Here is a 25,781-nt window from a genome sequence, read left to right as displayed (position 1 = left end):
CGTTGTTCCGTGTCAGTGGAGGCGCATTATAGGGCGTAATTTAAAAGTGACAAGCGGTATTTTCAAAAAAAAACTCACCCGCTTAATTTTCAGCCAAATCGCCAGCAGGAAAGAGATTATTGCCTGGTTTTTAAACAAAAACGAGCCCCAGGGGCCCGTTTTTGCTGTTTTGTGATTTACTGCACTGCCACTATCCGGTCATCTTTCACAACCAGTCGCACTGCTTTACCCGGTATCAATTCACCGGAGAGGATCTGCTGCGCCAGCGGGTTTTCGATCTGTTGCTGGATAGCACGTTTCAGAGGACGTGCGCCATAAACAGGATCGTATCCATTTTCGCTCAGCAATTTCAGCGCTTCATCAGACATGTGGACTTCGTAGCCGCGTTCCTCAAGTCGTTTATACAACCGCTGCAGCTGAATCTGCGCGATAGAAGCAATATGTTTTTCACCCAGCGGATGGAAGACAACCACTTCGTCAATACGGTTGATAAACTCTGGACGGAAGCTTTGACTAACCACGCCCAGCACCATCTCCTTCATATGGCCATAATCCAGTGCCCCAAAGCGTTCCTGAATAAGGTCGGAGCCAAGGTTAGAAGTCATGATGACCACCGTATTACGGAAGTCGACCGTTCTCCCCTGCCCATCGGTCAAACGTCCATCATCCAGCACCTGCAGCAGAATGTTAAAGACATCCGGGTGCGCTTTTTCCACTTCATCCAGCAGGATGACAGAATAAGGACGACGACGGACCGCCTCGGTCAGATAGCCGCCTTCTTCATAGCCCACGTATCCCGGAGGCGCCCCAACCAGACGTGAAACGGAATGTTTCTCCATAAACTCTGACATGTCGATACGTACCATTGCATCGTCGCTATCGAACATAAAGTTGGCCAGAGCTTTACAGAGTTCTGTTTTACCCACCCCGGTAGGCCCAAGGAACAGGAACGAGCCAATCGGCCTGTTAGGATCGGATAAACCAGCACGGCTACGGCGAATCGCATTAGATACTGCTTCCACCGCTTCGTTCTGACCAATAACGCGGCTATGCAAATCCTGCTCCATACGCAGCAGTTTCTCACGTTCACCTTCAAGCATTCTGGCCACCGGAATACCCGTCCAGCGAGCCAGCACTTCCGCGATTTCGGCATCCGTTACTTTGTTACGCAGCAGACGCATCGTTTTGCCTTCAGACTGCGTTGCCGCCGCCAGCTGTTTTTCCAGCTCAGGGATCTTGCCATACTGGAGCTCGGACATTCGCGCCAGATCGCCGACGCGACGCGCCTGCTCAATGGCGATTTTAGCCTGTTCCAGTTCAGCCTTAATGGTCTGAGTGCCGGAAAGCGAGGCTTTTTCAGCCTTCCACTCTTCCTCTAATTCTGAGTACTGACGTTCTTTATCCGCCAGTTCCTCATTTAGCATATCCAGTCGCTTAATACTGGCGTCATCAGACTCTTTCTTCAGCGCCTGCTGCTCCAGCTTGAGCTGGATGATACGGCGGTCGAGCCGGTCCAGCTCTTCCGGTTTTGAGTCAATCTGCATCCGAATGCTGGAAGCGGCTTCATCGATCAGGTCGATGGCTTTATCCGGCAGCTGTCGATCGGCAATATAACGATGGGACAGCGTGGCTGCCGCCACAATCGCCGGGTCGGTGATCTGCACGTGATGGTGCAGTTCATACCGTTCTTTCAGACCACGCAAAATCGCAATGGTATCCTCAACAGTCGGCTCCGCCACGAATACTTTCTGGAAACGACGTTCCAGAGCGGCATCTTTCTCAATATACTGCCGGTATTCATCCAGCGTTGTGGCACCCACGCAGTGCAGTTCACCGCGCGCCAGCGCCGGTTTCAGCATGTTGCCGGCATCCATTGCACCGTCTGCTTTACCTGCCCCCACCATCGTGTGCAGCTCATCGATAAACAGGATAACGTTACCTTCCTGCTTAGCGAGATCGTTCAGTACGCCTTTTAAGCGTTCTTCAAACTCACCGCGGTATTTGGCACCCGCCACCAGCGCGCCCATATCCAGCGCCAGAACTCGACGGCCCTTCAGCCCTTCCGGCACCTCGCCGTTAACGATCCGCTGCGCCAGCCCCTCAACAATGGCCGTTTTACCTACGCCAGGCTCACCGATGAGCACCGGGTTATTTTTGGTACGACGCTGCAGAACCTGAATCGTACGACGAATTTCTTCATCACGACCGATGACCGGGTCAAGCTTGCCCTGCTCGGCACGCTCGGTCAGATCGACGGTAAATTTTTTCAATGCCTGACGTTGATCTTCGGCACCCTGATCGTTCACGCTTTCACCTCCGCGCATTTGTTCAATCGCCTGACTCACGTTGGCGGTTGTTGCTCCGGCAGATTTTAAAAGGTCGGTCAGCGTACCGCGTGATTCAAGCGCAGCCAGAACGAATAGTTCTGACGAAATAAAGTTGTCCTTTCTCTTTTGCGCCAGCTTGTCGCAAAGGTTCAGAATACGCACCAAGTCCTGGGACGGTTGAACATCACCACCGGTACCTTCCACCTGCGGCAAACGGCTTAGCGCCTGTTCAATATTGGTGCGTAGCTCTCCGGCGTTGATGCCAGCCGAAGTTAATAAAGGACGTACCGATCCCCCTTCCTGATTCAGCAAGGCGCTCATAAGATGAAGAGGTTCGATGAATTGGTTGTCGTGCCCAAGCGCAAGGGACTGGGCATCGGCAAGAGCAAGCTGGAATTTATTGGTAAGACGATCCAGACGCATAACTCCTCCCATAACAGGTCAAATTTGCTACTGGAGATTAAATGAGGTCATCCCTCAATTATTCAAGGTTAAAGACCTGAACTATGCAAAAATAAGTTTGCCTTCTGGATCGTCTTAGTTCGGCAGGTTATATCAGCCAGATGAAACTTGCCATACGACCCGTCATCTTGTCGCGGCGATAAGAGAAAAAATCATCCTTTTCGCTGAGGGTACAGCGGTCACCGCCGTAAATCTGCTCAACGCCAACGCCCGCCAGACGCTGACGAGCCAGTTGATAAATATCAGCAAAATATTTTTCACCCGCGGGACGAAATGCACGTTCCGCCAGGGCATCTTTTGCCATAAAAGCTTCCCGCACTTCCGGGCCGACCTCAAACGCATCCGGCCCAATGGCGGGCCCAAGCCAGGCCATGATATTTTCCGGTTTATCGGCGAAACAGGCGATGGTTTCTTCCAGTACGCCTTCGCACAGCCCTCGCCAACCGGCATGCGCAGCCGCAACTTCAGTACCCGCGCGGTTACAAAAAAGCACCGGCAGGCAGTCAGCGGTCATCACCGCGCAGACCGTCCCCGGCACATTGCAGTACGAAGCATCCGCTCGCTTTGACTCGTACGGTCCGCCATCGAGTCGCAAAACTGCCGTACCGTGAACCTGCTCCAGCCATACCGGATATGACGGCAGGCCGCCAGCGGCGAACATACGCCGACGGTTCTCTTCTACGTGCTGTAGATTGTCTCCACAATGGGCGCCGAGATTAAGTGAATCGTATGGCGATAAACTTACCCCGCCAACGCGCGTGGAACTACAGGCAGCCACGCCTTCCGGCATCGGCCATTGCGGTACAATCAGTTTAGTCATAGCCAGTCGATATCGTCTTTATGGGCTTCAAAATCCGCGCGCATGGCATCAATCAAATCCACCATGTCCTGTGGAATTGGCGCATGCCATTCCATCTCAATTCCGCTGATCGGATGGTATAAGCGTAGCATGGTGGCATGCAGCGCCTGACGATCGAACTTCCGCAGGGCAGCGATGAACTCTTCGGATGCCCCTTTGGGCGGACGCGGGCGACCGCCGTAGACCTGATCGCCCACCAGCGGGTGAGTAATGTGCGCCATATGTACGCGAATCTGGTGCGTACGGCCGGTTTCCAGGCGCAAACGCAGCCGAGTATGGATGCGAAAATGCTCCATAATCCGGTAGTGTGTTACCGCCGGTTTTCCCATGGGATGTACCGCCATATGCGTACGCTTGGTCGGGTGGCGGCTAATCGGTTCTTCAACCGTTCCGCCAGCCGTCATATGACCAATCGCCACCGCCTCATACTCGCGGGTGATTTCGCGCAGCTGCAGGGACTCCACCAGTCGGGTTTGCGCCGGGATAGTCTTCGCGACCACCATCAAACCGGTGGTGTCTTTATCAAGACGGTGCACAATCCCCGCACGCGGCACGTCAGCAATGGCCGGATAGTAGTGCAACAGCGCATTCAGCACAGTACCGTCAGGGTTGCCCGCGCCAGGATGCACAACTAAATCGCGCGGTTTATTAATTACGAGGATGTCATCATCTTCATAAACGATATTGAGCGGAATATCCTGTGCCTGGAAACGAACTTCTTCTTCGATTTCAACATCGATAGCAATCGTCTCCCCTCCCAGAACTTTCTCTTTCGGCTTGTCGCTGACGCTGCCGTTTACCAGCACTCTCTGGTCAAGGATCCATTCTTTTATGCGCGAACGCGAATAATCCGGGAACAATTCGGCCAAAGCCTGATCTAAGCGTTGTCCGAGTTGATTTTCGGACACCGTTGCGTTGAGTTGTACTCGTTGTGCCATATACAGCTTCTTCGTTTTAACGTTGGGTTTTACGGCTTTGCCGTTTAATATAGTGTGCTATTGTAGCTGGTCTTAATCGGGAGCAGGAACAGAGATTCTCCCGCATAAACATTTTGAGGAAGTCAAAACGTCATGACGCGCATGAAATACCTGGTGGCAGCAGCCACACTGAGCCTGGCTTTGGTGGGTTGCTCTGGCTCAAAGGAGGAGGTGCCCGATAATCCGCCGAATGAGATCTACGCGACCGCTCAGCAAAAGCTGCAGGACGGTAACTGGAAACAGGCAATAACGCAACTGGAAGCGTTGGATAACCGTTATCCCTTTGGACCTTATTCCCAACAGGTGCAGTTGGACCTGATTTATGCGTACTACAAAAACGCAGACCTGCCGCTGGCTCAGGCAGCCATCGATCGCTTTGTACGCCTGAACCCTACGCATCCTAACATTGATTACGTCATTTATATGCGTGGTCTGACAAATATGGCGTTGGATGACAGTGCGCTGCAGGGCTTCTTTGGCGTCGATCGCTCCGATCGCGACCCACAACACGCGCGTGATGCCTTTAACGACTTCTCCAGGCTGGTCCGTGGCTATCCTAACAGTCAGTACTCTACCGATGCTTACAAGCGTATGGTGTTCCTGAAGGATCGCCTGGCGAAGTACGAGCTGTCAGTGGTCGATTACTATACCGATCGTGGCGCATGGGTTGCAGTGGTTAACCGCGTCGATGGCATGCTGCGTAATTACCCGGATACGCAGGCCACCCGTGATGCGCTACCGAAGATGGAAAATGCCTACCGTCAGATGCAAATGAACGCTCAGGCTGACAAGGTTGCGAAGATCATTGCGGCTAACAGCAAGAACACCTGATAGTCGGTCGCTAAACAAAACGGCAGCCCAAGGGCTGCCGTTTTTTTATTCGTTAAATAGTTTAGCTGAAGCGGTTTAGCCCCGAGTTAACTCATCAAATATGGCTCTCTTTCTGCCATTCGACAAGTAAAATCTCGCCTGTTCCTGTCCTTTCTCACAAAACAGATTCGTTGACAAAAAGTGACAATAAAATGTGATTTAAATCACGCTTTTTGACATTAGGCGAGGTATGCTGAATTCACCAAGACGGGAAAGACAAGAGGTAAAATTTATGACAATGAACATTACCAGTAAACAAATGGAAATTACTCCGGCAATTCGCCAGCACGTCGCAGACCGTCTCGCCAAACTGGATAAATGGCAAACTCACTTAATCAACCCGCATATCATCCTCTCTAAGGAGCCGCAGGGTTTTGTCGCTGACGCAACCATCAATACGCCGAACGGTCACCTGGTTGCCAGCGCACGGCACGAAGACATGTATGCCGCAATCAACGAATTGATCAACAAGCTGGAACGGCAGCTAAATAAAGTGCAACACAAAGGGGAAGCCCGCCGCGCCGCCACATCGGTGAAAGAGGCAGGCTTTGTGGAAGAAGAAGAGTAATCCTTAACTTAAGCTTGTGTCATGCCACGCGCCTTCGGGCGCGTTTTTTATTGACAGAGTGAAAACAGTACAGGTACTGTAATCCCCACTAACTCAAGGAATTCATCGTGAAACTCATCCCGTTCTTCTTCGCATTCTTTTTTACCTTCCCCTGAATGGGAGGCAATTCGTCGTGTGATAAAGAATGCGAAGACGAACAATAAGGCCTCCCAAAAGGGAGGCCTTTTTTATTGATAATCAATAACAAGAAAGGCAACACATATGACCGAGGAAAACCCATTACTGGCCCTACGCGATAAGATCAGCGCTCTGGATGAAAAACTGCTGGCGCTGCTGGCGGAACGCCGCGGCCTGGCCGTAGAGGTTGGAAAAGCCAAGCTGGCATCGCACCGGCCGGTGCGGGATATCGACCGCGAGCGCGATCTGCTTGAACGCCTGATGACGCTGGGAAAAAAACACCATCTTGATGCCCACTACATCACACGCCTGTTTCAACTCATTATTGAAGACTCGGTCCTTACCCAGCAAACGCTGCTCCAGCAGCATCTGAATAAAATTAATCCGCACTCTGCACGAGTCGCGTTTCTCGGGCCCAAAGGTTCATACTCGCATCTTGCGGCTCGTCAGTATGCCGCCCGCCACTTTGAACAGTTTATCGAAAGCGGCTGCGCTAAATTCGCGGATATCTTTGAGCAAGTGGAAACCGGTCAGGCTGATTACGCCGTCGTCCCTATTGAAAATACCAGTTCTGGCGGCATCAATGATGTTTATGACCTTCTGCAGCACACCAGCCTATCTATCGTTGGCGAGCTGACGCTGCCTATCGATCACTGCGTGCTGGTTTCAACATCCACCGATGCGCAACAGATTACGACGGTCTACAGCCATCCGCAGCCGTTCCAGCAGTGCAGCCAGTATCTAAGCCGCTATCCGCACTGGAACATTGAATATACCGATAGCACGTCTTCGGCGATGGAAAAGGTCGCTCAGGCAAAATCGCCAACCGTTGCCGCTCTGGGCAGCGAAGCAGGCGGAGCGCTGCACGGTTTGCAGGTACTGGAACATTGCCAGGCTAACCAGACGCAAAACATCACCCGCTTCCTCGTTCTGGCGCGTAAAGCGGTGGAGGTCTCCGATCAGGTGCCGGCGAAAACCACTCTGTTGATGGCTACCGGCCAGCAAGCCGGGGCCCTGGTAGAAGCGCTACTGGTGCTGAGAAACCATAACCTGATTATGACCAAGCTGGAATCGCGTCCTATTCATGGCAATCCGTGGGAAGAGATGTTTTATCTGGATATCCAGGCCAACCTGGAGTCAATGCCAATGCGTAAGGCATTAAAAGAGCTGGCCGAGATAACCCGTTCAATGAAAGTACTGGGATGTTATGCCAGCGAAAACGTGGTGCCGGTCGATCCGGTTTAACGTTCTGTAAACGGCAACTTCTTCATCCCTGCCACGGTCACCGGCAGGGTGAAGATCGCGCCGGAAAGCGGATATTTCGCCAGCTCTTCAGCATCCATATTCTCCCGCGTGGTCGTGATATAGAGCGTTTTCATATCCGCTCCGCCAAAGCACACCATCGTCGGGCAACGCACCGGTAGACGGTACTCCTCCAGTTGCTCGCCCGTCGGAGAAAAGCGCGCAATACGCCAACCGTCAAACATCGCGCTCCAGTAGCAACCTTCAGTATCGATGGCCGCGCCATCAGGAATGCCCTCACCGGGCTGAAAGCGACGAAAGACCTCGCGTTTACCCACCTCGCCCTGCTCATCCAGCGGTGTACGATAGATAACGGCATTGGGCGTATCCGAGGTATACATCCACCGCTTGTCTTCACTAAATGCCAGACCGTTGGCGCCATGAATATCGCACTGAATAACCTGCGGAGAGAGATCGTTATCAATGCGCATCAAGAGCGCGCCGTTAAAATCTCCCGGCCCCCAGAAAGTCCCGGCATAAAAGCGGCCATCGCGATCGGTTCCGCCATCGTTAAAACGGGCTAATTGCGGATTACTGGGGTTATCGCAGACTTTTCGCTGCAGTAATCCATGAACATCGGTGAGCCAGATACCGCTACGTAAAGCGACGATAAAACCGCCCTTTTCGCGTAGTGCAAAACAGCCGGGCTCTTCGGGAAACTGCAGTACCTGATGATCGCCCGTCTGCACGTCGTAGCGATGAATCTCGCACTCCATAATATCGGCCCAGTACAATGCCTGTTCGGCTTCGCTCCAGGTCGGACATTCCGGTAAATGCCCGGTGTAATCAAACAGCGGTTGTGGTTCAGCCATCGTTTTCATCCCTATAAAAAAAAGCCAGCGGGTCACCCCTCTGGCTTTATTGTATACGTCTTTTAACACTTACTGCCGATTATCATTTGCCTGACGCAGCAACGTCCGGCTTTCGCTCTGGAAGCGCTGGGCATAATCACCGAACCAGTGCTCGACCTTACGGAAGCTGTCAATGAATGCCTGTTTATCCCCTTGTTCCAGCAGGCCGATAGCTTCACCGAAGCGCTGGTAGTAGCGCTTAATCAGCGCCAGGTTGTTTTCTGAGGACATAATAATATCTGCGTAGAGCTGCGGATCCTGGGCGAACAGCCGGCCAACCATCGCCAGTTCAAGGCGATAAATCGGTGACGACAGCGCCAGAAGTTGCTCAAGTCGCACGTTCTCTTCGGCCAGGTGCAGGCCATAAGCGAAGGTGGCAAAGTGGCGCAACGCCTGAATAAAGGCCATGTTCTGATCGTGTTCGACGGCGCTAATACGATGGAGCCGCGCGCCCCAGACCTGGATTTGTTCCAGGAACCACTGGTACGCCTCAGGCTGGCGGCCATCGCAATACACCACGACCTGCTTCGCCAGGCTGCCGCTGTCAGGCCCAAACATGGGGTGTAATCCCAATACCGGTCCGTTATGCGCGGCCAGCATCGCCTGTAGCGGTTCCGCTTTCACCGAGGCCAGGTCGACCAGAATGCAGTCCGCCGGCAGCGGCGGCAGTTGAGCAATCGTTGCCGCTGTTTTGTGAATCGGTACGCTGACGATGACCATTCCGGCATCGGCGACGATCTCCTCGGCCCGAGACCAGTCGTCTTTCTCGAGGATACGCACCTGATATCCGGAAAGCGTCAGCATTTTTTCAAACAGTCGCCCCATTTGCCCGCCGCCGCCGACGATCACCACCGGACGCAGATTCGGATAAAGCGTTTTAAAACCTTTATCGTTCTCGCTGGAGTAAGACTCACGCATGACGCGACGCAAAACATCTTCGATAAGATCCGGCGGAACCCCTAGCGCCTCAGCCTCCTCACGGCGGGAGGCCAGCATCGCCGATTCACGTTCAGGGACGTAAATCGGCAGACCGTATTGGCTTTTAACTTCTCCGACTTCCGCAACCAGCTCCAGGCGCTTAGCCAGCAGTTCCAGCAGCGCTTTATCGACTTCATCAATTTGATCGCGTAACGCGGTCAGTTCAGCAACCATATAATCCTCTTACGCCAGACGAGCCGCCAGATGGCCTCGCAGATCCTTATCAAGTTCGCGGAGCAACGCATCGGTGGTTTCCCAACTAATGCAGGCATCGGTCACGGAGACACCGTATTTCATATCGCAACGCGGCTGCTCAGAGGACTGGTTTCCTTCGTGGATATTGCTCTCAATCATCAGACCAATAATGGAACGATTACCATCTTTAATCTGCGCGACGACGGATTCAGCAACCGCAGGCTGGCGGCGGTAGTCTTTATTAGAATTCCCATGGCTGCAATCTACCATCAGAGAGGGTTTCAGTCCCGCCTGAGTCATCTCTTTTTCGCACTTCGCGACATCTTCCGGGCCGTAGTTGGGCGCTTTACCGCCACGCAGAATGACGTGTCCGTTTGGATTGCCCTGCGTTTGCAGCAGACACACCTGACCGGCCTGGTTAATACCGACGAAGCGGTGCGGCATTGCGGCAGCGCGCATGGCGTTAATTGCCGTTGCAAGGCTGCCATCGGTGCCGTTTTTAAAACCGACCGGCATCGACAACCCGGAGGCCATCTCGCGGTGAGTCTGAGATTCTGTCGTACGCGCGCCGATGGCGGACCAGCTAAACAGATCGCCGAGGTATTGAGGACTGTTAGGATCCAACGCTTCCGTCGCTAACGGCAGCCCCATATTGACCAGCTCAACCAGCAGACGACGCGCAATCTTCAAGCCGCCTTCTACATCAAACGAACCATCCATATGCGGATCGTTAATCAGCCCTTTCCAGCCAACGGTGGTGCGGGGTTTCTCAAAATAGACGCGCATGACCAGATAGAGGCTATCGCTGACCTCTTCGGCAAGGGCTTTAAAACGACGAGCGTACTCAATGGCGGTTTCAGGATCGTGAATCGAACAAGGACCACATACCACCAACAGGCGCGGATCGCGACCGGCGATGATGTCAGAGATGGTCTGACGAGACTGCGCGATCTGCGCTTCCTGCTCAACGCTCAGAGGGAATTCAGCTTTCAACTGATCCGGCGTGATCAAAACCTGTTCGTCAGTAATATGTACGTTATTCAGCGCGTCTTTTTGCATGATTGCGATCCTGTATAGCTCGTTTGCGATAGTTATTGCCTCAGCGAGGATGACGTAACGATACCATATGAAGTAAAGATTTCAATCCATATTCCGTAAATTTTACTTTACAGTTATAAATTAAATCGCGCCAGATTCACTTCATAATGTACAATTATATTTACAACAAGCATGCAGGTTCAGCACTTCCCCTCTTTTCACTCCATTCTTTTACGAAAAATCCTGGTGAGAATTATCTTAAAGCGGCGGGGCTGGCTAATGACGGTTTTCAGCAATAATGCTATTCTTCGCCCGGGTTTCAGCAATCTGCATCCCCCGCGCTATGACAACCTGACGGATCCGTAATGACAGTTCTTCACCGTCTCTTTTTGACTTTAGTACTATCGCTCGTGGGTATCTCTGCTGTTGCCTCCGAACCGTCTGAAAATGTTCGGACGATCGTTTCGGGAATCGTGACCTATACACGCTGGCCGCAGTTATCCGGCCCGCCAAAGCTTTGTATTTTTTCGACATCACGTTATATCCATAGCCTGGCCGAAGAAGCACCGGAATTATTGCCTTATAAACCCGTGATTGTTCGTAATACGGAAGAAGCCTTACAGACGACCTGCGATGGTTTTTATTTTGGCAGTGAATCTCCGACTCAGCAGTCTGAATTTACAGCTAAATATGGAAACCGGCCCCTATTGCTTATTGCGGAACAAAACACCGATTGCTCTATTGGCAGCGCATTTTGCCTGCTTATAAACAATGAGAGAGTCAGATTTTCCGTAAATCTGGATGTACTGACGCACAGCGGCGTTCGGGTTAATCCCGATGTGCTGATGCTTGCCCGGAAAACATCACATGAATAAGGATTTTTCTCAGGCCCCGCGCCCCACATTTAAAAGAGCGCTACGCCGTATCAGCATGATAAGCGTTGTTATCTCTATGACACTGGTCTGGCTATTGCTCTGCGCCGCTTCCATATTCACACTCAAGCAATACGCACAAAAAAATCTGGAGCTCACCGCCGCCACGATGGGCCGTAGTCTGGAAGCCGCGCTGGTCTTTGGCGATAGCGCGGCGGCTGAAGATACCCTGGCCACGCTGGGCAAGCAGGGACAGTTTTCGCAGGCAATCCTGGTCGACGGTCGGCAGAAGCCCTTTGCCTCATGGCATAACGATGGCCTGGCCAGGCAGGATAAAGTCAGCGACGTTATCAGCAAATGGCTATTCCCGGAACCCACGGTACAACCTATCCTGCACCAGGGGAAAGTTATCGGTGAACTTCGTCTGACCGCGCTGGACAGGCTGATAAGCTATTTCCTCGGTATCTCAATTATTGTGCTAACCGGCAGCATTTTTCTCGCCTCATGCATTGCATTGCTGCTTACCCACTCGCTGCATCGCGGCATCGTGGCTGCGCTGCAGAGTATTACCGAGGTAGTCCATGATATCCGCGAAAATCGCCATTTCTCTCGTCGGGTCCCCGAAGAGCGTATTGAAGAGTTTCACCTCTTTGCCCTGGACTTTAATAGTCTGCTGGGCGAGATGGAGGACTGGCAGCGGCAGCTTCAGGCTAAAAATGCCCAGCTTCTGCGTAGCTCCTTGCACGATCCGTTGACCGGCCTGGCTAACAGAGCCGCTTTCCGCAACGTTATTAATGCGTTGATGAAAGACGAAACCGTCCATGGTAGTTCTGCGCTGCTTTTTCTTGACGGCGATAATTTCAAGCTCATTAACGATAACTGGGGCCATGCTGCCGGCGACAAGGTGTTAATTGAGGTCGCCAGCCGCCTGATGGCCTTTGTCGGCAAACAGCACCAGGCGTGGCGTCTCGGCGGCGATGAATTTGCCATTCTGCTGCGCAATGTTCATACAGAGGCTGAAGTTCAGGCACTCTGCAGCGCATTGTCGGAACAGTTTATCCCGCCGTTTAATCTCCACAACGGCCACACCGTCAGGCTGTCGCTGAGTATTGGTTACGCGTTAACCTGGGAACATGCCTCCGCGGAAAATCTGCAAGAACTTGCCGACCAAAATATGTATCGGATGAAACACCAGCGCTTACAGCGAACGCAAAAATAAAAGGAATCACCATGATCGGGAAATATTTTGCTCCTGCTTTACTGGCCGCACTTTTTCTAAGCGGCTGTCAGGCTCCGCAAGGAAAATTCTCTGCAGAACAAATTGCAGCAATGAAGTCATATGGCTTTACTGAAGCCAATGGCGACTGGTCATTAGGAATATCTGACTCCATATTATTCGACAAAAACGACTATCACCTGCGTGCCGATAGCAAACAGCAAATTCGCACTATGGCTTCGCGTCTGGCCACCACCGGAATTACCCATAGTCGTCTCGAAGGACATACTGATAATTACGGCGAAGACGCTTACAACGAAATGTTATCGCTTAAACGCGCGAACAGCGTTGCGGATGCCTGGGCCGAAGGGGCAAATATTCCGCGCACCAATTTGACCACTCGCGGGCTCGGGAAAAAGTATCCGATAGCCAGCAACGCTACCGCACAAGGACGCGCTGAAAACCGCCGCGTCACGGTGGTTATCAGCACGCCTTAAGCACCTATTCGACTGACTTAGCCTCTGTCATCGCCGTTGCTGCGCGCCAGCGCAGATAATCAACGGCGAGACACAGCGCGAGGCTAATCCCTATTAGCGGCAGCGCCAGCCCCAACATCACTGTGATAACGCCGATCGACAGACGAGCAGGCCATGCTAAGCCCAGCCACGCGTGGAGCAGCGTATTAGCCGGGTTAAAGGCCGAACTCGCGGGACGGCGTATCCACCACAAACGGTACCCCACCACGATCATCACGCAGAGTGCAATCCCGAATACGATAAGCAGTAGCTGATTGGCAAGCCCGAACAAAATTCCCATATGGAAATCCACGCCCCAGCGGGTTAGTTTAGCCATCAGCGGAAAGTCGGAAAAATGAGTGCGGTCCACGACCTGCATATTTGAACCATCGATCGCTACCGCATCAACCTGTGTCGGCCAGCTTCTGTCAATTTCATTTACCGTCCACGCCCGTCCGGAGGCCGACGGAGGACGAATCTCCAGCTTGCCTGCTTCCAGCCCGGACTTGCGAGCAGCCTGCAGGACCTCGTCAAAATCCTCTACGCGAAGTGGGACGTTCGTCTTCTCCATCGCCCCGTGTCTCATATGATGTTCCGCATGTGGATCCTGTATTGCCGGAGTGGTTCTTTCCAGCTGCGCGTTCACCTGCGGCGTCAACCAGCCAAAGGCGGCGCGCATCTTGTCGACGTTACTGCCCGCCCATTGTGACCAGGTCAAACCGGTCGCAGAGAATAACAGCATACCGATTAACAGCGCCCAGCCGAGAGAAACATGCAGGCGACGGTTATTCTGCACTCTATTATTTATACGACGACGCGGTCGGGTCATCGACCACAGCGCGATCCCGCCAAGAGCGGCAACCCACATCCAGGAGGCTGCCAGCTCGCTGTACAGTCGGCCTAAGTTACCCAGCAGCAAAGAGCGATGGGCATAATCAATCCACTGCCGCAGCGGCAAAATACCGCTGGTGCCGTAAACCGGCATATCACCTGTCACGCGTAACGTCACCGGATCGACAAAAATTGCCCGAGTTTCAGACTCGCCAAGATTTGGATCAATAAACATCACTCGGGTAGTATCGCCAGCCATAATCCCCGGTCGAACCGCGTGCAAACGGAGGTTTCCCTGGACCGCCTCCATTGCTACGGTAATTTGCGCGCTCAGCGGCTGCTTTTCGCCGCTGAGCGTCCCCTCCAGAGTCTCTTTATAGAGCCAGCTTTCCAGCTGCGGGGTGGCGACATAGAGCGTACCGGTTAGAGCCGCCACGAAGATAAACGGTCCGATAAACAGTCCGATATAGAAATGAAGACGACGCAGCAGGTTCAGCCATGCCGCGCGCGAGGTGCAGGTAGTCATACTTTTCCTTTTTGAGAGCAAAAGAGAACGTTGCGCAGTGCGCACATGATTTTTTAGTTAAGGAAGCAAGCAGACTGTTGCGGCGGAGCGCGGGTATGAGGGTAAAGCCAGGGAAAGTAGTGCCAGTGTTTCCGTTCCGGACGGAAAACCGGTGCGCTATAGCGTCGAAGCACCAGGCTGATCAGCAGTACCAGCGCAAAAATCATCCCTGGCACGTGGGCTAATAGTACGCAGTAGCCGCAGGCTTCAGCATGATCGACCGGCATGCTGTGCGCGTGTTCCGCAATCGAGGCGTCAGTATGCATCATGGGCATCTGATGTGATGGCATCTCTTGCGTCATTTCCATCGTTAAATGGTGCATACCGCTCATCGGATCTTTTTGCAGCGCGACAGAGATCAGCGGCGCCACCACGATCAGCAGGATCGCAAACAGCGCCAGCCACGCGGCGTGCCGTTGTGATGCCGGGTGATGAAAAATAGTGCTGACCACGGTCCCTCCGAATGAGGGCCATATTGTAAATGATTCTCAATGAAATAGTTAAAATGAAGATAAAAAAAGGGCTGGCCCATCAGGCCAGCCCTCTCATTCAGGATGTCGCGAAAGCGAATCTTAGTTAAGACGCTCTTTGATACGAGCAGACTTACCGGTACGCTCACGCAGGTAGTACAGTTTAGCTTTACGTACAGCACCACGACGTTTGACAGAAATGCTGTCAACTACCGGAGAGTGAGTCTGGAAGACACGCTCAACGCCTTCGCCGTTGGAAATTTTGCGAACAGTGAATGCAGAGTGCAGACCGCGGTTACGAATAGCGATAACCACGCCCTCGAATGCCTGCAGACGTTTTTTGGAACCTTCAACAACCCATACTTTCACTTCCACGGTATCACCCGGACGGAAGGAAGGTACGTCCTGCTTCATCTGTTCTTGTTCAAGTTGCTTAATAATGTTGCTCATAATTTAATCTCTTATCCTGGGTAAACTGATATTGGGGGCTTACGCCATCCCATCATGTTTATGTTGCTGTTGCGCGAGTTCCTTTTTGAACTCCGCCAGCAACCTTGCTTGCTCTTCAGTCAGAGCCAGGTTTTCCAAAAGTTCAGGTCTTCTAAGCCAGGTTCGGCCCAGCGACTGCTTCAGACGCCAGCGACGTATCTCCGCATGGTTTCCCGACAGCAATACCGGCGGTACTTCCATACCTTCTAACACTTCAGGGCGCGTATAGTGCGGGCAATCCAGCAATCCTTCAGCAAACGAATCTTCGATTGCCGAAGCTTCATGACCCAGAACCCCCGGAATAAACCGGGAAACGGAATCAATCAGCGTCATTGCCGGTAGCTCACCACCGCTGAGAACGTAATCGCCGATTGACCATTCTTCATCAATTTCGGTCTGAATTACGCGCTCATCTACGCCTTCGTAGCGACCGCACACCAAAATCAGCTTCTGATTTGTTGCCAGTTCGCTGACGCCAGCTTGATCAAGCTTGCGCCCCTGAGGTGAAAGATAAATCACCTTTGCGCCTTCACCTGCCGCGGCTTTTGCTGCATGAATCGCATCCCGCAAAGGTTGCACCATCATTAGCATCCCCGGTCCGCCGCCGTAAGGACGATCGTCCACGGTACGGTGCCGGTCATGAGCGAAATCTCGAGGACTCCAGCTCTGGATGCTCAGCAGGCCATTTTTTACTGCCCGGCCAGTTACCCCGTAATCGGTAATTGCGCGGAACATTTCTGGAAACAGGCTAACGATACCTATAAACACAAGCCAATCCCCATAGTGCCGTTTTTTACCGTTTATTCGGAGAATTTAAAAACCAGGATCCCAATCTACTTCGATAGTACGAGTAGCGAGATCGACTTTCTTGATAACCTGCCCATCGAGGAACGGAACCAGCCGCTCCTTGATACCAAATGCATCTTTCAGGTTTGCCTTGATGACGAGAACGTCATTAGACCCGGTTTCCATCATGTCGATGACTTTACCGAGGCTATAGCCTTCAGTGGTCACTACCTGGCAGCCCATCAGGTCTTTCCAGTAATAGTCACCCTCTTCAAGCGCAGGCAGCTGCGATGAATCCACAACAATTTCGCAATTAGTCAATAGATTCGCTGCATCGCGATCGTCAATGCCTTTCAGCTTAATGACGATATCCTGATTGTGGTGGCGCCAGCTTTCCAGCTCAACAACCTGCCACTGACCCGCCTTCTGGATAAACCAGGGCTGATAGTCAAAAATGCTTTCGGCGTCTTCGGTGGAGGAAAACACTCTGAGCCAACCACGGATACCGTAGGAAGAACCCATTTTGCCCAATACAATCGGATCAACAGGTGCTTGTGCGGTGTGTTGCTTGCTCATCATGACCACCGTGACAGATTAAGCTGCTTTGTTAGCGGCTTTGATCAGCGCAGCTACGCGATCGGAAACAGTCGCGCCCTGGCCAACCCAGTGAGCGATACGATCCAGATCCAGACGAGTTCCTTCTTCGGTCGCAGAAGCGATCGGGTTGAAGAAACCAACGCGCTCGATGAAGCGACCGTTGCGTGCATTACGGCTGTCGGTAACAACAACCTGGTAGAACGGACGCTTTTTCGCGCCGTGACGTGCTAAACGAATAGTAACCATAACATCCTCTTGTGTGAATAAAACACCGGGCCCCATCGAGGAACGGAGCCCGGTGTCATATTAAAAGCCCGAAAATTTTACTGATTTCTGGGGAAATTGCAATCAGCAGTTATAAACTCTGCTGTGGAAGGGCACCGCAGATACCCTAAATTGGGTACCTGCGAGTAATTCATAGCCAGAGCGCGCCAACAATGGGACAGGAAAGAAGGGCGCGCCGGCAGCAATAGCCACAATACTATCGGCCTCCGGGGAAACCTGGCGGCATCATACCTTTCATTCCACGCATCATCTTCATCATGCCGCCTTTCGACTTCATCTTCTTCATCATGCGCTGCATATCGTCAAACTGCTTGAGCAGACGGTTCACATCCTGCACCTGCATTCCGCAGCCTGCGGCGATACGGCGCTTACGCGAACCTTTAATAATTTCCGGTTTAGCGCGCTCTTTCAGCGTCATCGAGTTGATGATGGCTTCCATACGCACCAGCACTTTGTCGTCCATTTGCGATTTAACGTTGTCCGGTATCTGCCCCATGCCCGGCAGCTTGCCCATCAGGCTGGCCATACCGCCCATGTTTTTCATCTGACGCAGCTGTTCAAGGAAATCGGTCAAGTCAAAACCATCGCCTTTTTTCAGCTTAGAGGCCAGCTTTTCAGCCTGCGCGCGGTCGACCTTACTTTCGATATCCTCGATCAGGGACAGGACATCGCCCATGCCGAGAATACGGGAAGCGATACGATCCGGATGGAACGGCTCCAGCGCTTCGGTTTTTTCGCCCACCCCGAGGAATTTAATCGGCTTGCCGGTGATATGACGAATCGACAGCGCCGCGCCGCCGCGGGCGTCGCCGTCCACTTTGGTCAATACAACACCGGTTAGCGGTAGCGCTTCGTTAAACGCTTTCGCGGTATTCGCCGCATCCTGGCCGGTCATCGCATCGACAACGAACAGGGTTTCTACCGGATTAAGCGTTGCATGGACCTGCTTAATCTCGTCCATCATCGCTTCATCAACGTGCAGACGACCAGCGGTATCCACCAGCAGCACGTCGTAGAATTTGAGCTTCGCTTCTTTCAGCGCGGCATTAACGATATCAACCGGTTTCTGGCCAACGTCAGACGCAAAGAAATCGACGCTAACCTGCTCGGCCAGCGTTTCCAGCTGTTTGATCGCCGCGGGACGATAAACGTCAGCGGAAACCACCAGGACTTTCTTCTTGTGCTTTTCACGCAAGAATTTACCCAGCTTAGCGACGCTGGTCGTTTTACCCGCCCCCTGCAAACCGGCCATCAGAACTACGGCAGGCGGCTGCGCGGCTAAATCGAGCGCCTGGTTCTCTTCGCCCATCGCGGCAACCAGTTCGTTGCGCACGATTTTGACGAACTCCTGCCCCGGGGTCAGGCTTTTATTAACTTCATGACCAACCGCGCTCTCTTTAACACGGTTGATGAAGTCACGAACCACAGGCAGAGCAACGTCCGCCTCCAGCAGCGCCATGCGCACTTCGCGCAGAGTATCTTTAATATTGTCTTCAGTAAGGCGTCCGCGGCCGCTAATGTTGCGCAGCGTACGCGACAAACGATCGGTTAAATTATCAAACATTGTCTCTCGCCTGAGGTGGAAACGGTCGGTCGCCGCAGCGACACAAAAACGGAATGGGCGCAGTATAACACGACATAAACGCGAATGTGCTGCAACGGTTGGAGCCAGACTCGCGTGACGTTATACTGCTTCTCTCTACTATTTAGTCAACAGTCGACGCGCATATGCCTGTTTTTGCTCTACTCGCCCTTGTCGCCTACTCCATCAGCCTCGCGCTGATCGTCCCTGGTCTGTTACAAAAAAACAGCAGCTGGCGGCGGATGGCGATTCTTTCCGCAACTATTGCGTTGATTTGTCACGCCTTTGCGCTGGAGTCACGCATTTTTCCCGGCGGCGAAAGCGGGCAAAACCTCAGCTTATTAAACGTGGGATCGCTGGTTAGCCTGATGATCTGTACGGTGATGACCATCGTCGCATCGCGCAATCGCGGCTGGCTGCTGCTGCCCATTGTCTACACCTTCGCCCTGATCAACCTCGCGTTCGCCACCTTTATGCCGAACGAGTACATCACGCATCTGGAAACCACGCCGGGGATGTTGGTCCACATCGGCCTGTCGCTCTTTTCTTATGCTACGCTGATTATCGCCGCGCTCTACGCTCTGCAGCTGGCGTGGATTGACTATCAGTTAAAGAACAAACGATTGACCTTCAGTAGCGAAATGCCGCCGCTGATGAGCATCGAACGTAAAATGTTTCATATCACCCAGATAGGCGTGGTGCTGTTAACCCTGACGCTGTGTACCGGGCTGTTTTACATGCATAACCTGTTTAGTGCGGAAAACATTGATAAAGCCGTACTCTCTATCGTGGCGTGGTTCGTTTATATCGTCCTGCTTTGGGGCCACTATCATGAAGGGTGGCGCGGACGCCGGGTCGTCTGGTTTAACGTGACTGGCGCAGGCCTGCTGACGCTGGCCTACTTTGGTAGCCGCGTATTGCAACAGTTCATGAGCTAAGTCTTTAAGGAATCCCTAGTGGAACATATCTCCACCACCACGCTGATCGTAACGCTGATCATCATGGTGGTTATCTCCGCCTATTTCTCCGGTTCTGAAACCGGCATGATGACGCTAAATCGCTATCGCCTGCGTCATATGGCCAAGCAGGGCAATCGTCAGGCAAAACGCGTTGAAAAGCTGCTGCGCAAACCTGACCGTCTGATTAGCCTGGTCCTCATTGGCAATAATCTGGTTAATATTCTCGCTTCGGCGCTCGGCACCATCGTGGGTATGCGCCTGTACGGCGATGCAGGCGTTGCCATTGCCACCGGGGTTCTGACGTTCGTGGTGCTGGTATTTGCGGAAGTGCTGCCCAAAACCATTGCGGCGCTCTACCCGGAAAAGGTCGCCTATCCCAGCAGCCTTCTGCTCGCGCCGCTGCAAATACTGATGATGCCGCTGGTGTGGTTGCTCAACACCATCACCCGCATTCTGATGCGCATCATGGGCATTAAAACCGATATCGTCATTAGCGGGGCGCTCAGCAAAGATGAACTGCGTACTATCGTTAATGAATCACGCTCGCAAATCTCCCGCCGCAATCAGGACATGCTGCTGTCGGTTCTGGATCTCGAGAAAGTTAGCGTGGACGACATCATGGTCCCGCGCAATGATATCGTCGGTATTAATATTAACGACGACTGGAAGTCCATTGTCCGCCAACTGACCCACTCTCCCCACGGCCGCATCGTGCTGTACCGCGACACCCTTGACGATGCCATCAGCATGCTGCGGGTACGCGAAGCTTATCGCCTGATGACGGAGAAAAAAGAGTTCACAAAAGAGGTAATGCTGCGCGCCGCCGACGAAATTTACTTCGTGCCGGAAGGGACGCCGCTCAGCACCCAACTGGTAAAATTCCAGCGCAACAAAAAGAAAGTGGGCCTGGTGGTGGATGAATATGGGGATATTCAGGGCCTGGTCACGGTTGAGGATATCCTCGAAGAGATCGTCGGCGATTTTACGACCTCCATGTCGCCTACGCTTGCAGAAGAGGTAACGCCGCTTAACGATGGTTCAGTGATTATCGACGGTACCGCCAACGTACGTGAAATCAATAAAGCATTTAACTGGCATCTGCCGGAAGATGAAGCGCGAACCATTAACGGTATCATTCTGGAAGCTCTCGAAGAGATCCCTGCCCCCGGCACCCGCGTGCGCATTGAACAGTATGATATCGATATTCTTGATGTTCAGGAGAATATGATTAAACAGGTGAAGGTTATGCCGGTAAAACCCATTCGTGAAAGCGTGGCGGAGTCATAGCATACCTGGCACGGTGCAGGTCTGAATAGAAAAACGGCTACCTCATGGTAGCCGTTTCGCTTATTTACTTCGCTTTCGCTACGGTTACCATCGCCGCGCGAATAGTACGGCCATTCAAGGTGTAGCCCTTTTGCATAATGCCCAGAACGTTACCTGCCGGTACGTCCTCGGACTCAACCATCGCAATGGCCTGATGCACGTTCGGATCCAGCGGCACGTTAGTATCGCCAATGACTTCCACGCCAAACTTACGAACCACGTCCAGCATCGACTTCAGCGTCAGTTCGATACCTTCAACCATCGGCGCCATATCCGGGTTGGCTTTATCAGCCACTTCCAGGGCGCGGTCCAGGCTGTCGATGACCGGCAACAGTTCGTTGACGAACTTCTCAAGCGCAAACTTATGCGCTTTTTCGATATCCTGCTCGGTACGACGGCGCAGGTTATCTTCATCGGCTTTCGCACGCAGCAATACTTCACGTTCGCGCTTCTGGGCTTCAACGAGCTGAGCTTCCAGATTCGCAATTTTTTCATCGCGCGGATCCACCTGCTCAGCCGAAACCTCAGGCTCTACCGCCTCAACGTCATCGTGCTGCTCCGTGATAATTTCTTCCGGGGCTTGCCCCTCAGGCGTTTTCTGTTCTTTACTACTCATGAATTTCTCCGCGTTTTTTTTCGCATTCATCTCGCTAACTTCGCTTATTATGGGGATCAGTTTCCGGGTTTCAAGGGAACGCAGCCAGATTGTCACTATTCATTTAACTCAAGGACATCCAGATCATGAAGAATCACTTCAAGTGTATAGGCATTGTGGGACACCCTCGTCACCCAACCGCGCTGACCACACATGAAATGCTCTGGCGCTGGCTGTCCAGCAAAGGTTATGAAGTTCTGGTTGAGCAGCAAATCGCTCATGAATTACAGCTCAGCAATGTGAAGACCGGGACGCTGGCGGAAATTGGCCAGCAGGCAGACCTGGCCGTCGTGGTTGGCGGCGATGGTAATATGCTCGGCGCGGCGCGGACGCTGGCGCGCTACGATATTAACGTTATTGGCATTAACCGTGGAAATCTCGGCTTTCTGACCGACCTCGATCCGGACAACGCGCTACAGCAGCTCGCTGATGTGCTCGAAGGCCACTATATCGCCGAAAAACGCTTCCTTCTGGAAGCTCAGGTCTGTCAGCAGGATTGCCAGAAGCGTATCAGCACGGCGATTAACGAAGTCGTCCTGCACCCCGGTAAAGTAGCGCATATGATTGAGTTTGAAGTCTATATTGACGAGGTGTTTGCTTTCTCTCAGCGCTCAGATGGGCTCATCATCTCCACGCCCACCGGCTCCACGGCCTATTCCCTCTCCGCCGGCGGGCCGATCCTTACCCCTTCGCTGGATGCTATCACCCTGGTGCCTATGTTCCCGCATACGCTTTCGGCCCGGCCGCTGGTGATCAACGGTGACAGTACTATTCGCCTGCGTTTTTCGCAGCGCTGCAGCGACCTCGAAATTAGCTGCGATAGCCAGATAGCGCTGCCCATTCAGGATGGAGAAGATGTGCTGATCCGCCGGTGTGATTATCACCTTAATCTCATCCATCCTAAAGATTACAGCTATTTCAATACATTAAGCACTAAGCTTGGCTGGTCGAAAAAATTGTTCTGATTTTATAGCCAGCCCCTTTACTGGATAAAAAACCCGATTATACTGTACGAAAACACAGTAATGGTTTTTCATACAGGAAGGCAGCTATGTTGGCACAACTCACTATCAGTAATTTTGCTATCGTTCGTGAGCTGGAAATCGATTTTCACAGCGGTATGACCGCCATTACCGGCGAGACCGGCGCCGGTAAATCGATCGCTATCGACGCGCTGGGGCTGTGCCTGGGCGGTCGGGCGGAAGCCGATATGGTGCGCAGAGGCGCCAGCCGGGCTGATTTATGCGCGCGCTTCTCCCTGAAAGACACGCCGGCCGCACAACGCTGGCTGGAACAAAACCAGCTCGAAAGCGGGCGTGAGTGTTTACTTCGCCGCGTTATCAGCGCAGACGGCCGCTCTCGCGGCTTTATTAACGGTACGGCGGTGCCTTTATCCCAGCTCCGCGAACTGGGACAGCTTCTTATCCAGATCCATGGCCAGCATGCGCACCAACTGCTGACTAAGCCCGAACATCAGAAGACCTTACTTGATGGCTATACCGGTGAGTATGCGCTTACTCAGCTAATGGCTGAACGCTATCGTCAGTGGCACAAAAGCTGCCGCGATCTGGCGCAGCATCAGCAGCAAAGCCAGGAGCGCGCCGCGCGTGCGGATCTGGTGCAGTATCAACTAAAAGAGCTCAACGAGTTTAATCCGCAGCCGGGCGAATTCGAGCAAATTGATGAAGAGTACAAACGTCTGGCCAACAGCGGTCAATTGCTGTCGACCTGTCAGCATGCGCTGTCGGTGATGGCAGACGGCGAAGAATCCAATCTGCAAAGCCAGCTCTATGCCGCAAAGCAGCTGGTGAGCGAGCTGGTTGGTATGGACAGTAAACTCTCCGGAGTGCTGGATATGCTTGAAGAAGCATCTATTCAGCTTAGCGAAGCCACGGACGAGCTGCGTCATTATCACGATCGCCTCGATCTCGATCCGAATCGTCTGTTCGAACTGGAACAACGTATCTCCCGACAAATTGTCCTGGCGCGCAAGCATCAAATTACGCCCGAGGAGCTTCCAGAATTTTACCAGTCACTGCTGGAAGAGCAGCGTCTGCTGGATGATAGCGCCGGTTCCCTGGAATCCCTCAGTCAGATGGTCGTGGAGCATCATCAGTTAGCCCTTGAGACGGCGAAGCAGCTACATGCCCTGCGTCAGAATAGCGCTGATGAGCTGACTCGGTTAATTACGGAGAGTATGCACTCACTTTCAATGCCACACGGTGTATTCTCCATTGATGTCGCGTTTGATGAGCGTCATCTCACCGCTGAAGGCGCAGACCATATTGAATTCCGGGTAACCACCAACCCGGGTCAGCCGCTGCAGCCAATCGCTAAAGTTGCTTCCGGAGGCGAACTCTCGCGTATTGCGCTGGCGATTCAGGTGATCACTGCGCGGAAAATGGAAACTCCGGCATTGATTTTTGATGAAGTAGATGTCGGTATCAGTGGCCCTACGGCAGCGGTGGTGGGCAAACTGCTGCGCCAGCTAGGTGAGTCAACCCAGGTGATGTGCGTTACCCACTTACCGCAGGTGGCCGGTTGCGGACATCATCATTTCTTCGTCTGCAAGGAAACAGACGGTGAAATGACCGAGACGCATATGCACCCTCTGGATAAACGCGCTCGCTTGCAGGAACTGGCCCGTCTGCTGGGCGGCAGTGAAGTCACTCGTAACACTCTGGCAAACGCGAAAGAGTTGCTTGCCGCGTAAACTTTTTGATTTTCACAGAGTCATAGTGAACAGCAAATTGCCGATAGACCTGCAGCCGAAGGTTCCCAACCGGGCAAAGGTCTATTATCATCGGCATATTACAGATGAGCCACGTACTGCTCGGGCCCAAAAAGGAATCAAATCACTATGCGCTGTAAAACGCTGACTGCTGCCGCAGCGGTTCTTCTTATGTTGACCGCAGGCTGTTCCACTCTGGAACGAGTGGTTTACCGTCCTGACATCAACCAGGGTAACTATCTGGCACCAACCGATGTAGCAAAAGTTCGTGTCGGCATGACGCAACAACAGGTTGCCTATGCCTTGGGTACGCCGATGATGTCGGATCCGTTTGGCACTAATACCTGGTTCTACGTTTTCCGTCAGCAGCCTGGGCATGAAAAAGTTACCCAGCAGACGCTTACCCTGACCTTTAACAGCAGCGGTGTGCTGACCAACATTGATAACAAACCTGCCCTGACGGCGGAGTAATAAAGCTATCAATACACAAAAAGCGCTCATTGAGCGCTTTTTTTATATCTGCATCTTTGGTGCGAAACGGTTACTTTCCGGCGTTTTTCTCCGCCCGCTGACGACGTAGCTCTTTCGGGTCAGCAATCAACGGACGATAGATTTCGACCCGATCGCCATCATGGACGCGATCCTGAAGCTTAGCCGGGCGGCTATAAATTCCCACTTTGTTTTTCGTCAGATCGATATCGTCACGTAGCGCCAGAAGACCGCTGGCAACAATCGCCTGCTCGACCGTCGCCCCCTCCTCAAGCTTGACGCTTTGCAGATACTGTTTTTCCGGCAACGCGTAGGCCACTTCAACCACGATTTTAGCCGGCACTGTAGACCTCTTTAGCGCGCGTCGTGAATGCCTGAACCATATTCATGGCCAGTTCTTTGAAGATACGACCAAACGCCATTTCAATCAGCTTATTGGTGAATTCAAAATCGAGATGAAACTCAATTTTGCACGCTTCCGGGCTTAAGGGGATAAATTTCCAGCCGCCAATCAGCTTTTTAAACGGACCATCGACCAGACTCATCAGGATGCTCTGGTTACTGGTGAGCGTATTTCGCGTTGTGAAGGTCTTACTGATACCCGCTTTGGATACGTCAACCGCCGCAGTCATTTGCGTCGGCCCAAGCTCCAGAACCCGGCTACCGGTACAGCCCGGCAGAAAATCAGGGTAGGACTTTACATCATTTACCAGTTGATACATCTGTTCAGCACTGAACGGCACCAGCGCGGTACGGCTAATCTGAGGCATAGCAGGTTCCACATATAAACACAGGGCAAATAATATCAT

The 25,781-nt window shown here is 52.7% G+C and carries 28 protein-coding genes and 1 other annotated feature; of the genes, 12 read left to right on the top strand and 16 right to left on the bottom strand.

Translation table 11 applies throughout. From position 1 onward, the window contains the following. Positions 1-176: 176 nt before the first annotated feature. The 3 genes from clpB to rluD all read right to left on the bottom strand — a co-directional run bounded on the left by clpB (position 177) and on the right by rluD (position 4,586). Positions 177-2,750 (bottom strand): ATP-dependent chaperone ClpB, encoded by a 2,574-nt coding sequence (gene clpB / locus HMPREF3178_RS03830; RefSeq protein ID WP_017145526.1) that lies wholly within the window; start codon positions 2,748-2,750, stop codon positions 177-179. A 127-nt stretch (positions 2,751-2,877) separates the two neighbouring features. After that, the gene (gene yfiH, locus HMPREF3178_RS03825; RefSeq protein WP_016808274.1) at positions 2,878-3,609 is read right to left on the bottom strand and encodes a purine nucleoside phosphorylase YfiH; all 732 of its coding nucleotides are present in this window, start codon (positions 3,607-3,609) and stop codon (positions 2,878-2,880) included. Further along, positions 3,606-4,586 (bottom strand): 23S rRNA pseudouridine(1911/1915/1917) synthase RluD, encoded by a 981-nt coding sequence (gene rluD, locus HMPREF3178_RS03820; RefSeq protein WP_004104614.1) that lies wholly within the window; start codon positions 4,584-4,586, stop codon positions 3,606-3,608. The genes yfiH and rluD overlap by 4 nt, the downstream gene beginning before the upstream one ends. 132 nt (positions 4,587-4,718) lie before the next feature. Between rluD and bamD the strand changes: the two genes are divergently transcribed. From bamD to pheA, 4 genes are all read left to right on the top strand, one after another. Further along, positions 4,719-5,456: an outer membrane protein assembly factor BamD gene (gene bamD, locus HMPREF3178_RS03815; protein ID WP_004104615.1), complete on the top strand. Its 738-nt coding sequence runs from the start codon at positions 4,719-4,721 to the stop codon at positions 5,454-5,456. A gap of 271 nt (positions 5,457-5,727) precedes the next feature. After that, on the top strand, positions 5,728-6,063 hold the full coding sequence (gene raiA / locus HMPREF3178_RS03810; protein ID WP_004104616.1) for a ribosome-associated translation inhibitor RaiA: 336 nt from the start codon (positions 5,728-5,730) through the stop codon (positions 6,061-6,063). A gap of 106 nt (positions 6,064-6,169) precedes the next feature. Continuing rightward, positions 6,170-6,294 (top strand) — a sequence feature (Phe leader region). Beyond that, positions 6,171-6,218, top strand: a complete 48-nt coding sequence (gene pheL / locus HMPREF3178_RS30750; RefSeq protein ID WP_101706155.1) for a pheA operon leader peptide PheL — start codon at positions 6,171-6,173, stop codon at positions 6,216-6,218. (Overlaps the previous feature by 48 nt.) 30 nt (positions 6,295-6,324) lie before the next feature. Continuing rightward, on the top strand, positions 6,325-7,485 hold the full coding sequence (gene pheA / locus HMPREF3178_RS03805; RefSeq protein ID WP_004104617.1) for a bifunctional chorismate mutase/prephenate dehydratase: 1,161 nt from the start codon (positions 6,325-6,327) through the stop codon (positions 7,483-7,485). Here the strand turns inward: pheA and HMPREF3178_RS03800 are convergent. The 3 genes from HMPREF3178_RS03800 to aroF form a co-directional block, all read right to left on the bottom strand. Continuing rightward, a complete protein-coding gene (locus tag HMPREF3178_RS03800; RefSeq protein WP_023321442.1) occupies positions 7,482-8,354 on the bottom strand; it encodes an SMP-30/gluconolactonase/LRE family protein in 873 nt (290 codons plus the stop codon). The genes pheA and HMPREF3178_RS03800 overlap by 4 nt on opposite strands. Before the next feature lie 69 nt (positions 8,355-8,423). Continuing rightward, complete coding sequence (tyrA, locus tag HMPREF3178_RS03795) at positions 8,424-9,545, bottom strand: bifunctional chorismate mutase/prephenate dehydrogenase (protein ID WP_017145524.1); 1,122 nt, start codon at positions 9,543-9,545, stop codon at positions 8,424-8,426. Positions 9,546-9,554: 9 nt separating this feature from the next. Then, the gene (aroF, locus tag HMPREF3178_RS03790; RefSeq protein ID WP_004104620.1) at positions 9,555-10,625 is read right to left on the bottom strand and encodes a 3-deoxy-7-phosphoheptulonate synthase AroF; all 1,071 of its coding nucleotides are present in this window, start codon (positions 10,623-10,625) and stop codon (positions 9,555-9,557) included. A gap of 344 nt (positions 10,626-10,969) precedes the next feature. On the opposite strand from aroF, the gene HMPREF3178_RS03785 reads away from it, so the two are divergent. The 3 genes from HMPREF3178_RS03785 to HMPREF3178_RS03775 are packed head-to-tail and all read left to right on the top strand — an operon-like array spanning position 10,970 to position 13,189. After that, positions 10,970-11,479: a regulatory sequestration protein YfiR gene (locus HMPREF3178_RS03785; RefSeq protein WP_004104622.1), complete on the top strand. Its 510-nt coding sequence runs from the start codon at positions 10,970-10,972 to the stop codon at positions 11,477-11,479. Next, positions 11,472-12,695, top strand: coding sequence for a diguanylate cyclase DgcN/YfiN (gene dgcN, locus HMPREF3178_RS03780; RefSeq protein WP_004104624.1), 1,224 nt, complete (start codon positions 11,472-11,474; stop codon positions 12,693-12,695). The genes HMPREF3178_RS03785 and dgcN overlap by 8 nt, the downstream gene beginning before the upstream one ends. Before the next feature lie 11 nt (positions 12,696-12,706). Next, positions 12,707-13,189 carry an OmpA family protein gene (locus HMPREF3178_RS03775; RefSeq protein ID WP_004104626.1) on the top strand — a complete coding sequence of 161 codons (483 nt, stop codon included), beginning with the start codon at positions 12,707-12,709 and terminating at the stop codon, positions 13,187-13,189. A gap of 4 nt (positions 13,190-13,193) precedes the next feature. Here HMPREF3178_RS03775 and HMPREF3178_RS03770 read toward each other — a convergent pair whose 3' ends face one another. From HMPREF3178_RS03770 to ffh, 7 genes are all read right to left on the bottom strand, one after another. After that, on the bottom strand, positions 13,194-14,564 hold the full coding sequence (locus HMPREF3178_RS03770; protein WP_017145523.1) for a PepSY-associated TM helix domain-containing protein: 1,371 nt from the start codon (positions 14,562-14,564) through the stop codon (positions 13,194-13,196). 53 nt (positions 14,565-14,617) lie between these two features. Further along, positions 14,618-15,055: a DUF2946 domain-containing protein gene (locus HMPREF3178_RS03765; protein WP_004104630.1), complete on the bottom strand. Its 438-nt coding sequence runs from the start codon at positions 15,053-15,055 to the stop codon at positions 14,618-14,620. Between the two features lie 120 nt (positions 15,056-15,175). Further along, positions 15,176-15,523 (bottom strand): 50S ribosomal protein L19, encoded by a 348-nt coding sequence (gene rplS / locus HMPREF3178_RS03760; RefSeq protein ID WP_004104634.1) that lies wholly within the window; start codon positions 15,521-15,523, stop codon positions 15,176-15,178. A 39-nt stretch (positions 15,524-15,562) separates the two neighbouring features. After that, positions 15,563-16,330 (bottom strand): tRNA (guanosine(37)-N1)-methyltransferase TrmD, encoded by a 768-nt coding sequence (gene trmD / locus HMPREF3178_RS03755; RefSeq protein WP_004104636.1) that lies wholly within the window; start codon positions 16,328-16,330, stop codon positions 15,563-15,565. Between the two features lie 45 nt (positions 16,331-16,375). After that, positions 16,376-16,924, bottom strand: a complete 549-nt coding sequence (rimM, locus tag HMPREF3178_RS03750; protein ID WP_004104638.1) for a ribosome maturation factor RimM — start codon at positions 16,922-16,924, stop codon at positions 16,376-16,378. Positions 16,925-16,942: 18 nt separating this feature from the next. After that, positions 16,943-17,191, bottom strand: coding sequence for a 30S ribosomal protein S16 (rpsP, locus tag HMPREF3178_RS03745; protein ID WP_004104640.1), 249 nt, complete (start codon positions 17,189-17,191; stop codon positions 16,943-16,945). A gap of 235 nt (positions 17,192-17,426) precedes the next feature. Then, positions 17,427-18,794, bottom strand: coding sequence for a signal recognition particle protein (gene ffh / locus HMPREF3178_RS03740; RefSeq protein WP_004104641.1), 1,368 nt, complete (start codon positions 18,792-18,794; stop codon positions 17,427-17,429). A gap of 164 nt (positions 18,795-18,958) precedes the next feature. Here ffh and HMPREF3178_RS03735 point away from each other — a divergent pair, with 164 nt between their 5' ends. Then, a complete protein-coding gene (locus tag HMPREF3178_RS03735) occupies positions 18,959-19,750 on the top strand; it encodes a cytochrome C assembly family protein (RefSeq protein WP_004104642.1) in 792 nt (263 codons plus the stop codon). Between the two features lie 18 nt (positions 19,751-19,768). Further along, positions 19,769-21,058: an HlyC/CorC family transporter gene (locus HMPREF3178_RS03730; protein WP_004104643.1), complete on the top strand. Its 1,290-nt coding sequence runs from the start codon at positions 19,769-19,771 to the stop codon at positions 21,056-21,058. A gap of 64 nt (positions 21,059-21,122) precedes the next feature. On the opposite strand, the gene grpE is transcribed toward HMPREF3178_RS03730, so the two are convergent. Beyond that, entirely contained in the window at positions 21,123-21,713 is a 591-nt protein-coding gene (gene grpE, locus HMPREF3178_RS03725; protein WP_004104644.1) for a nucleotide exchange factor GrpE, read from the bottom strand. A gap of 125 nt (positions 21,714-21,838) precedes the next feature. On the opposite strand from grpE, the gene nadK reads away from it, so the two are divergent. From nadK to bamE, 3 genes are all read left to right on the top strand, one after another. Next, complete coding sequence (nadK, locus tag HMPREF3178_RS03720; RefSeq protein ID WP_004104646.1) at positions 21,839-22,717, top strand: NAD(+) kinase; 879 nt, start codon at positions 21,839-21,841, stop codon at positions 22,715-22,717. An 86-nt stretch (positions 22,718-22,803) separates the two neighbouring features. Continuing rightward, positions 22,804-24,465 carry a DNA repair protein RecN gene (gene recN / locus HMPREF3178_RS03715; protein WP_004104647.1) on the top strand — a complete coding sequence of 554 codons (1,662 nt, stop codon included), beginning with the start codon at positions 22,804-22,806 and terminating at the stop codon, positions 24,463-24,465. A gap of 147 nt (positions 24,466-24,612) precedes the next feature. Continuing rightward, positions 24,613-24,954 carry an outer membrane protein assembly factor BamE gene (bamE, locus tag HMPREF3178_RS03710; protein ID WP_004104649.1) on the top strand — a complete coding sequence of 114 codons (342 nt, stop codon included), beginning with the start codon at positions 24,613-24,615 and terminating at the stop codon, positions 24,952-24,954. Between the two features lie 70 nt (positions 24,955-25,024). Here the strand turns inward: bamE and HMPREF3178_RS03705 are convergent, their stop codons facing one another. Both HMPREF3178_RS03705 and HMPREF3178_RS03700 read right to left on the bottom strand, forming a co-directional pair. Next, positions 25,025-25,315 carry an RnfH family protein gene (locus HMPREF3178_RS03705; RefSeq protein ID WP_004104651.1) on the bottom strand — a complete coding sequence of 97 codons (291 nt, stop codon included), beginning with the start codon at positions 25,313-25,315 and terminating at the stop codon, positions 25,025-25,027. Then, entirely contained in the window at positions 25,305-25,742 is a 438-nt protein-coding gene (locus tag HMPREF3178_RS03700; RefSeq protein ID WP_004104653.1) for a type II toxin-antitoxin system RatA family toxin, read from the bottom strand. The genes HMPREF3178_RS03705 and HMPREF3178_RS03700 overlap by 11 nt, the downstream gene beginning before the upstream one ends. Positions 25,743-25,781: the final 39 nt, after the last annotated feature.

Origin of the sequence: Klebsiella sp. HMSC09D12 (genome assembly GCF_001808475.1) — a bacterium.
Classification (GTDB): domain Bacteria; phylum Pseudomonadota; class Gammaproteobacteria; order Enterobacterales; family Enterobacteriaceae; genus Klebsiella; species Klebsiella oxytoca.
Note: the sequence above shows the minus strand (reverse complement) of the source record. Positions and strands in the feature narration are given on the sequence as shown.

Coding starts and splice junctions, on each gene's coding strand:
- clpB (WP_017145526.1), bottom strand. CDS start 2,750: ATGCGTCTGGATCGTCTTACCAATAAATTCCAGCTTGCTCTTGCCGAT.
- yfiH (WP_016808274.1), bottom strand. CDS start 3,609: ATGACTAAACTGATTGTACCGCAATGGCCGATGCCGGAAGGCGTGGCT.
- rluD (WP_004104614.1), bottom strand. CDS start 4,586: ATGGCACAACGAGTACAACTCAACGCAACGGTGTCCGAAAATCAACTC.
- bamD (WP_004104615.1), top strand. CDS start 4,719: ATGACGCGCATGAAATACCTGGTGGCAGCAGCCACACTGAGCCTGGCT.
- raiA (WP_004104616.1), top strand. CDS start 5,728: ATGACAATGAACATTACCAGTAAACAAATGGAAATTACTCCGGCAATT.
- pheA (WP_004104617.1), top strand. CDS start 6,325: ATGACCGAGGAAAACCCATTACTGGCCCTACGCGATAAGATCAGCGCT.
- HMPREF3178_RS03800 (WP_023321442.1), bottom strand. CDS start 8,354: ATGGCTGAACCACAACCGCTGTTTGATTACACCGGGCATTTACCGGAA.
- tyrA (WP_017145524.1), bottom strand. CDS start 9,545: ATGGTTGCTGAACTGACCGCGTTACGCGATCAAATTGATGAAGTCGAT.
- aroF (WP_004104620.1), bottom strand. CDS start 10,625: ATGCAAAAAGACGCGCTGAATAACGTACATATTACTGACGAACAGGTT.
- HMPREF3178_RS03785 (WP_004104622.1), top strand. CDS start 10,970: ATGACAGTTCTTCACCGTCTCTTTTTGACTTTAGTACTATCGCTCGTG.
- dgcN (WP_004104624.1), top strand. CDS start 11,472: ATGAATAAGGATTTTTCTCAGGCCCCGCGCCCCACATTTAAAAGAGCG.
- HMPREF3178_RS03775 (WP_004104626.1), top strand. CDS start 12,707: ATGATCGGGAAATATTTTGCTCCTGCTTTACTGGCCGCACTTTTTCTA.
- HMPREF3178_RS03770 (WP_017145523.1), bottom strand. CDS start 14,564: ATGACTACCTGCACCTCGCGCGCGGCATGGCTGAACCTGCTGCGTCGT.
- rplS (WP_004104634.1), bottom strand. CDS start 15,523: ATGAGCAACATTATTAAGCAACTTGAACAAGAACAGATGAAGCAGGAC.
- rimM (WP_004104638.1), bottom strand. CDS start 16,924: ATGAGCAAGCAACACACCGCACAAGCACCTGTTGATCCGATTGTATTG.
- rpsP (WP_004104640.1), bottom strand. CDS start 17,191: ATGGTTACTATTCGTTTAGCACGTCACGGCGCGAAAAAGCGTCCGTTC.
- ffh (WP_004104641.1), bottom strand. CDS start 18,794: ATGTTTGATAATTTAACCGATCGTTTGTCGCGTACGCTGCGCAACATT.
- HMPREF3178_RS03735 (WP_004104642.1), top strand. CDS start 18,959: ATGCCTGTTTTTGCTCTACTCGCCCTTGTCGCCTACTCCATCAGCCTC.
- grpE (WP_004104644.1), bottom strand. CDS start 21,713: ATGAGTAGTAAAGAACAGAAAACGCCTGAGGGGCAAGCCCCGGAAGAA.
- nadK (WP_004104646.1), top strand. CDS start 21,839: ATGAAGAATCACTTCAAGTGTATAGGCATTGTGGGACACCCTCGTCAC.
- recN (WP_004104647.1), top strand. CDS start 22,804: ATGTTGGCACAACTCACTATCAGTAATTTTGCTATCGTTCGTGAGCTG.
- bamE (WP_004104649.1), top strand. CDS start 24,613: ATGCGCTGTAAAACGCTGACTGCTGCCGCAGCGGTTCTTCTTATGTTG.
- HMPREF3178_RS03700 (WP_004104653.1), bottom strand. CDS start 25,742: ATGCCTCAGATTAGCCGTACCGCGCTGGTGCCGTTCAGTGCTGAACAG.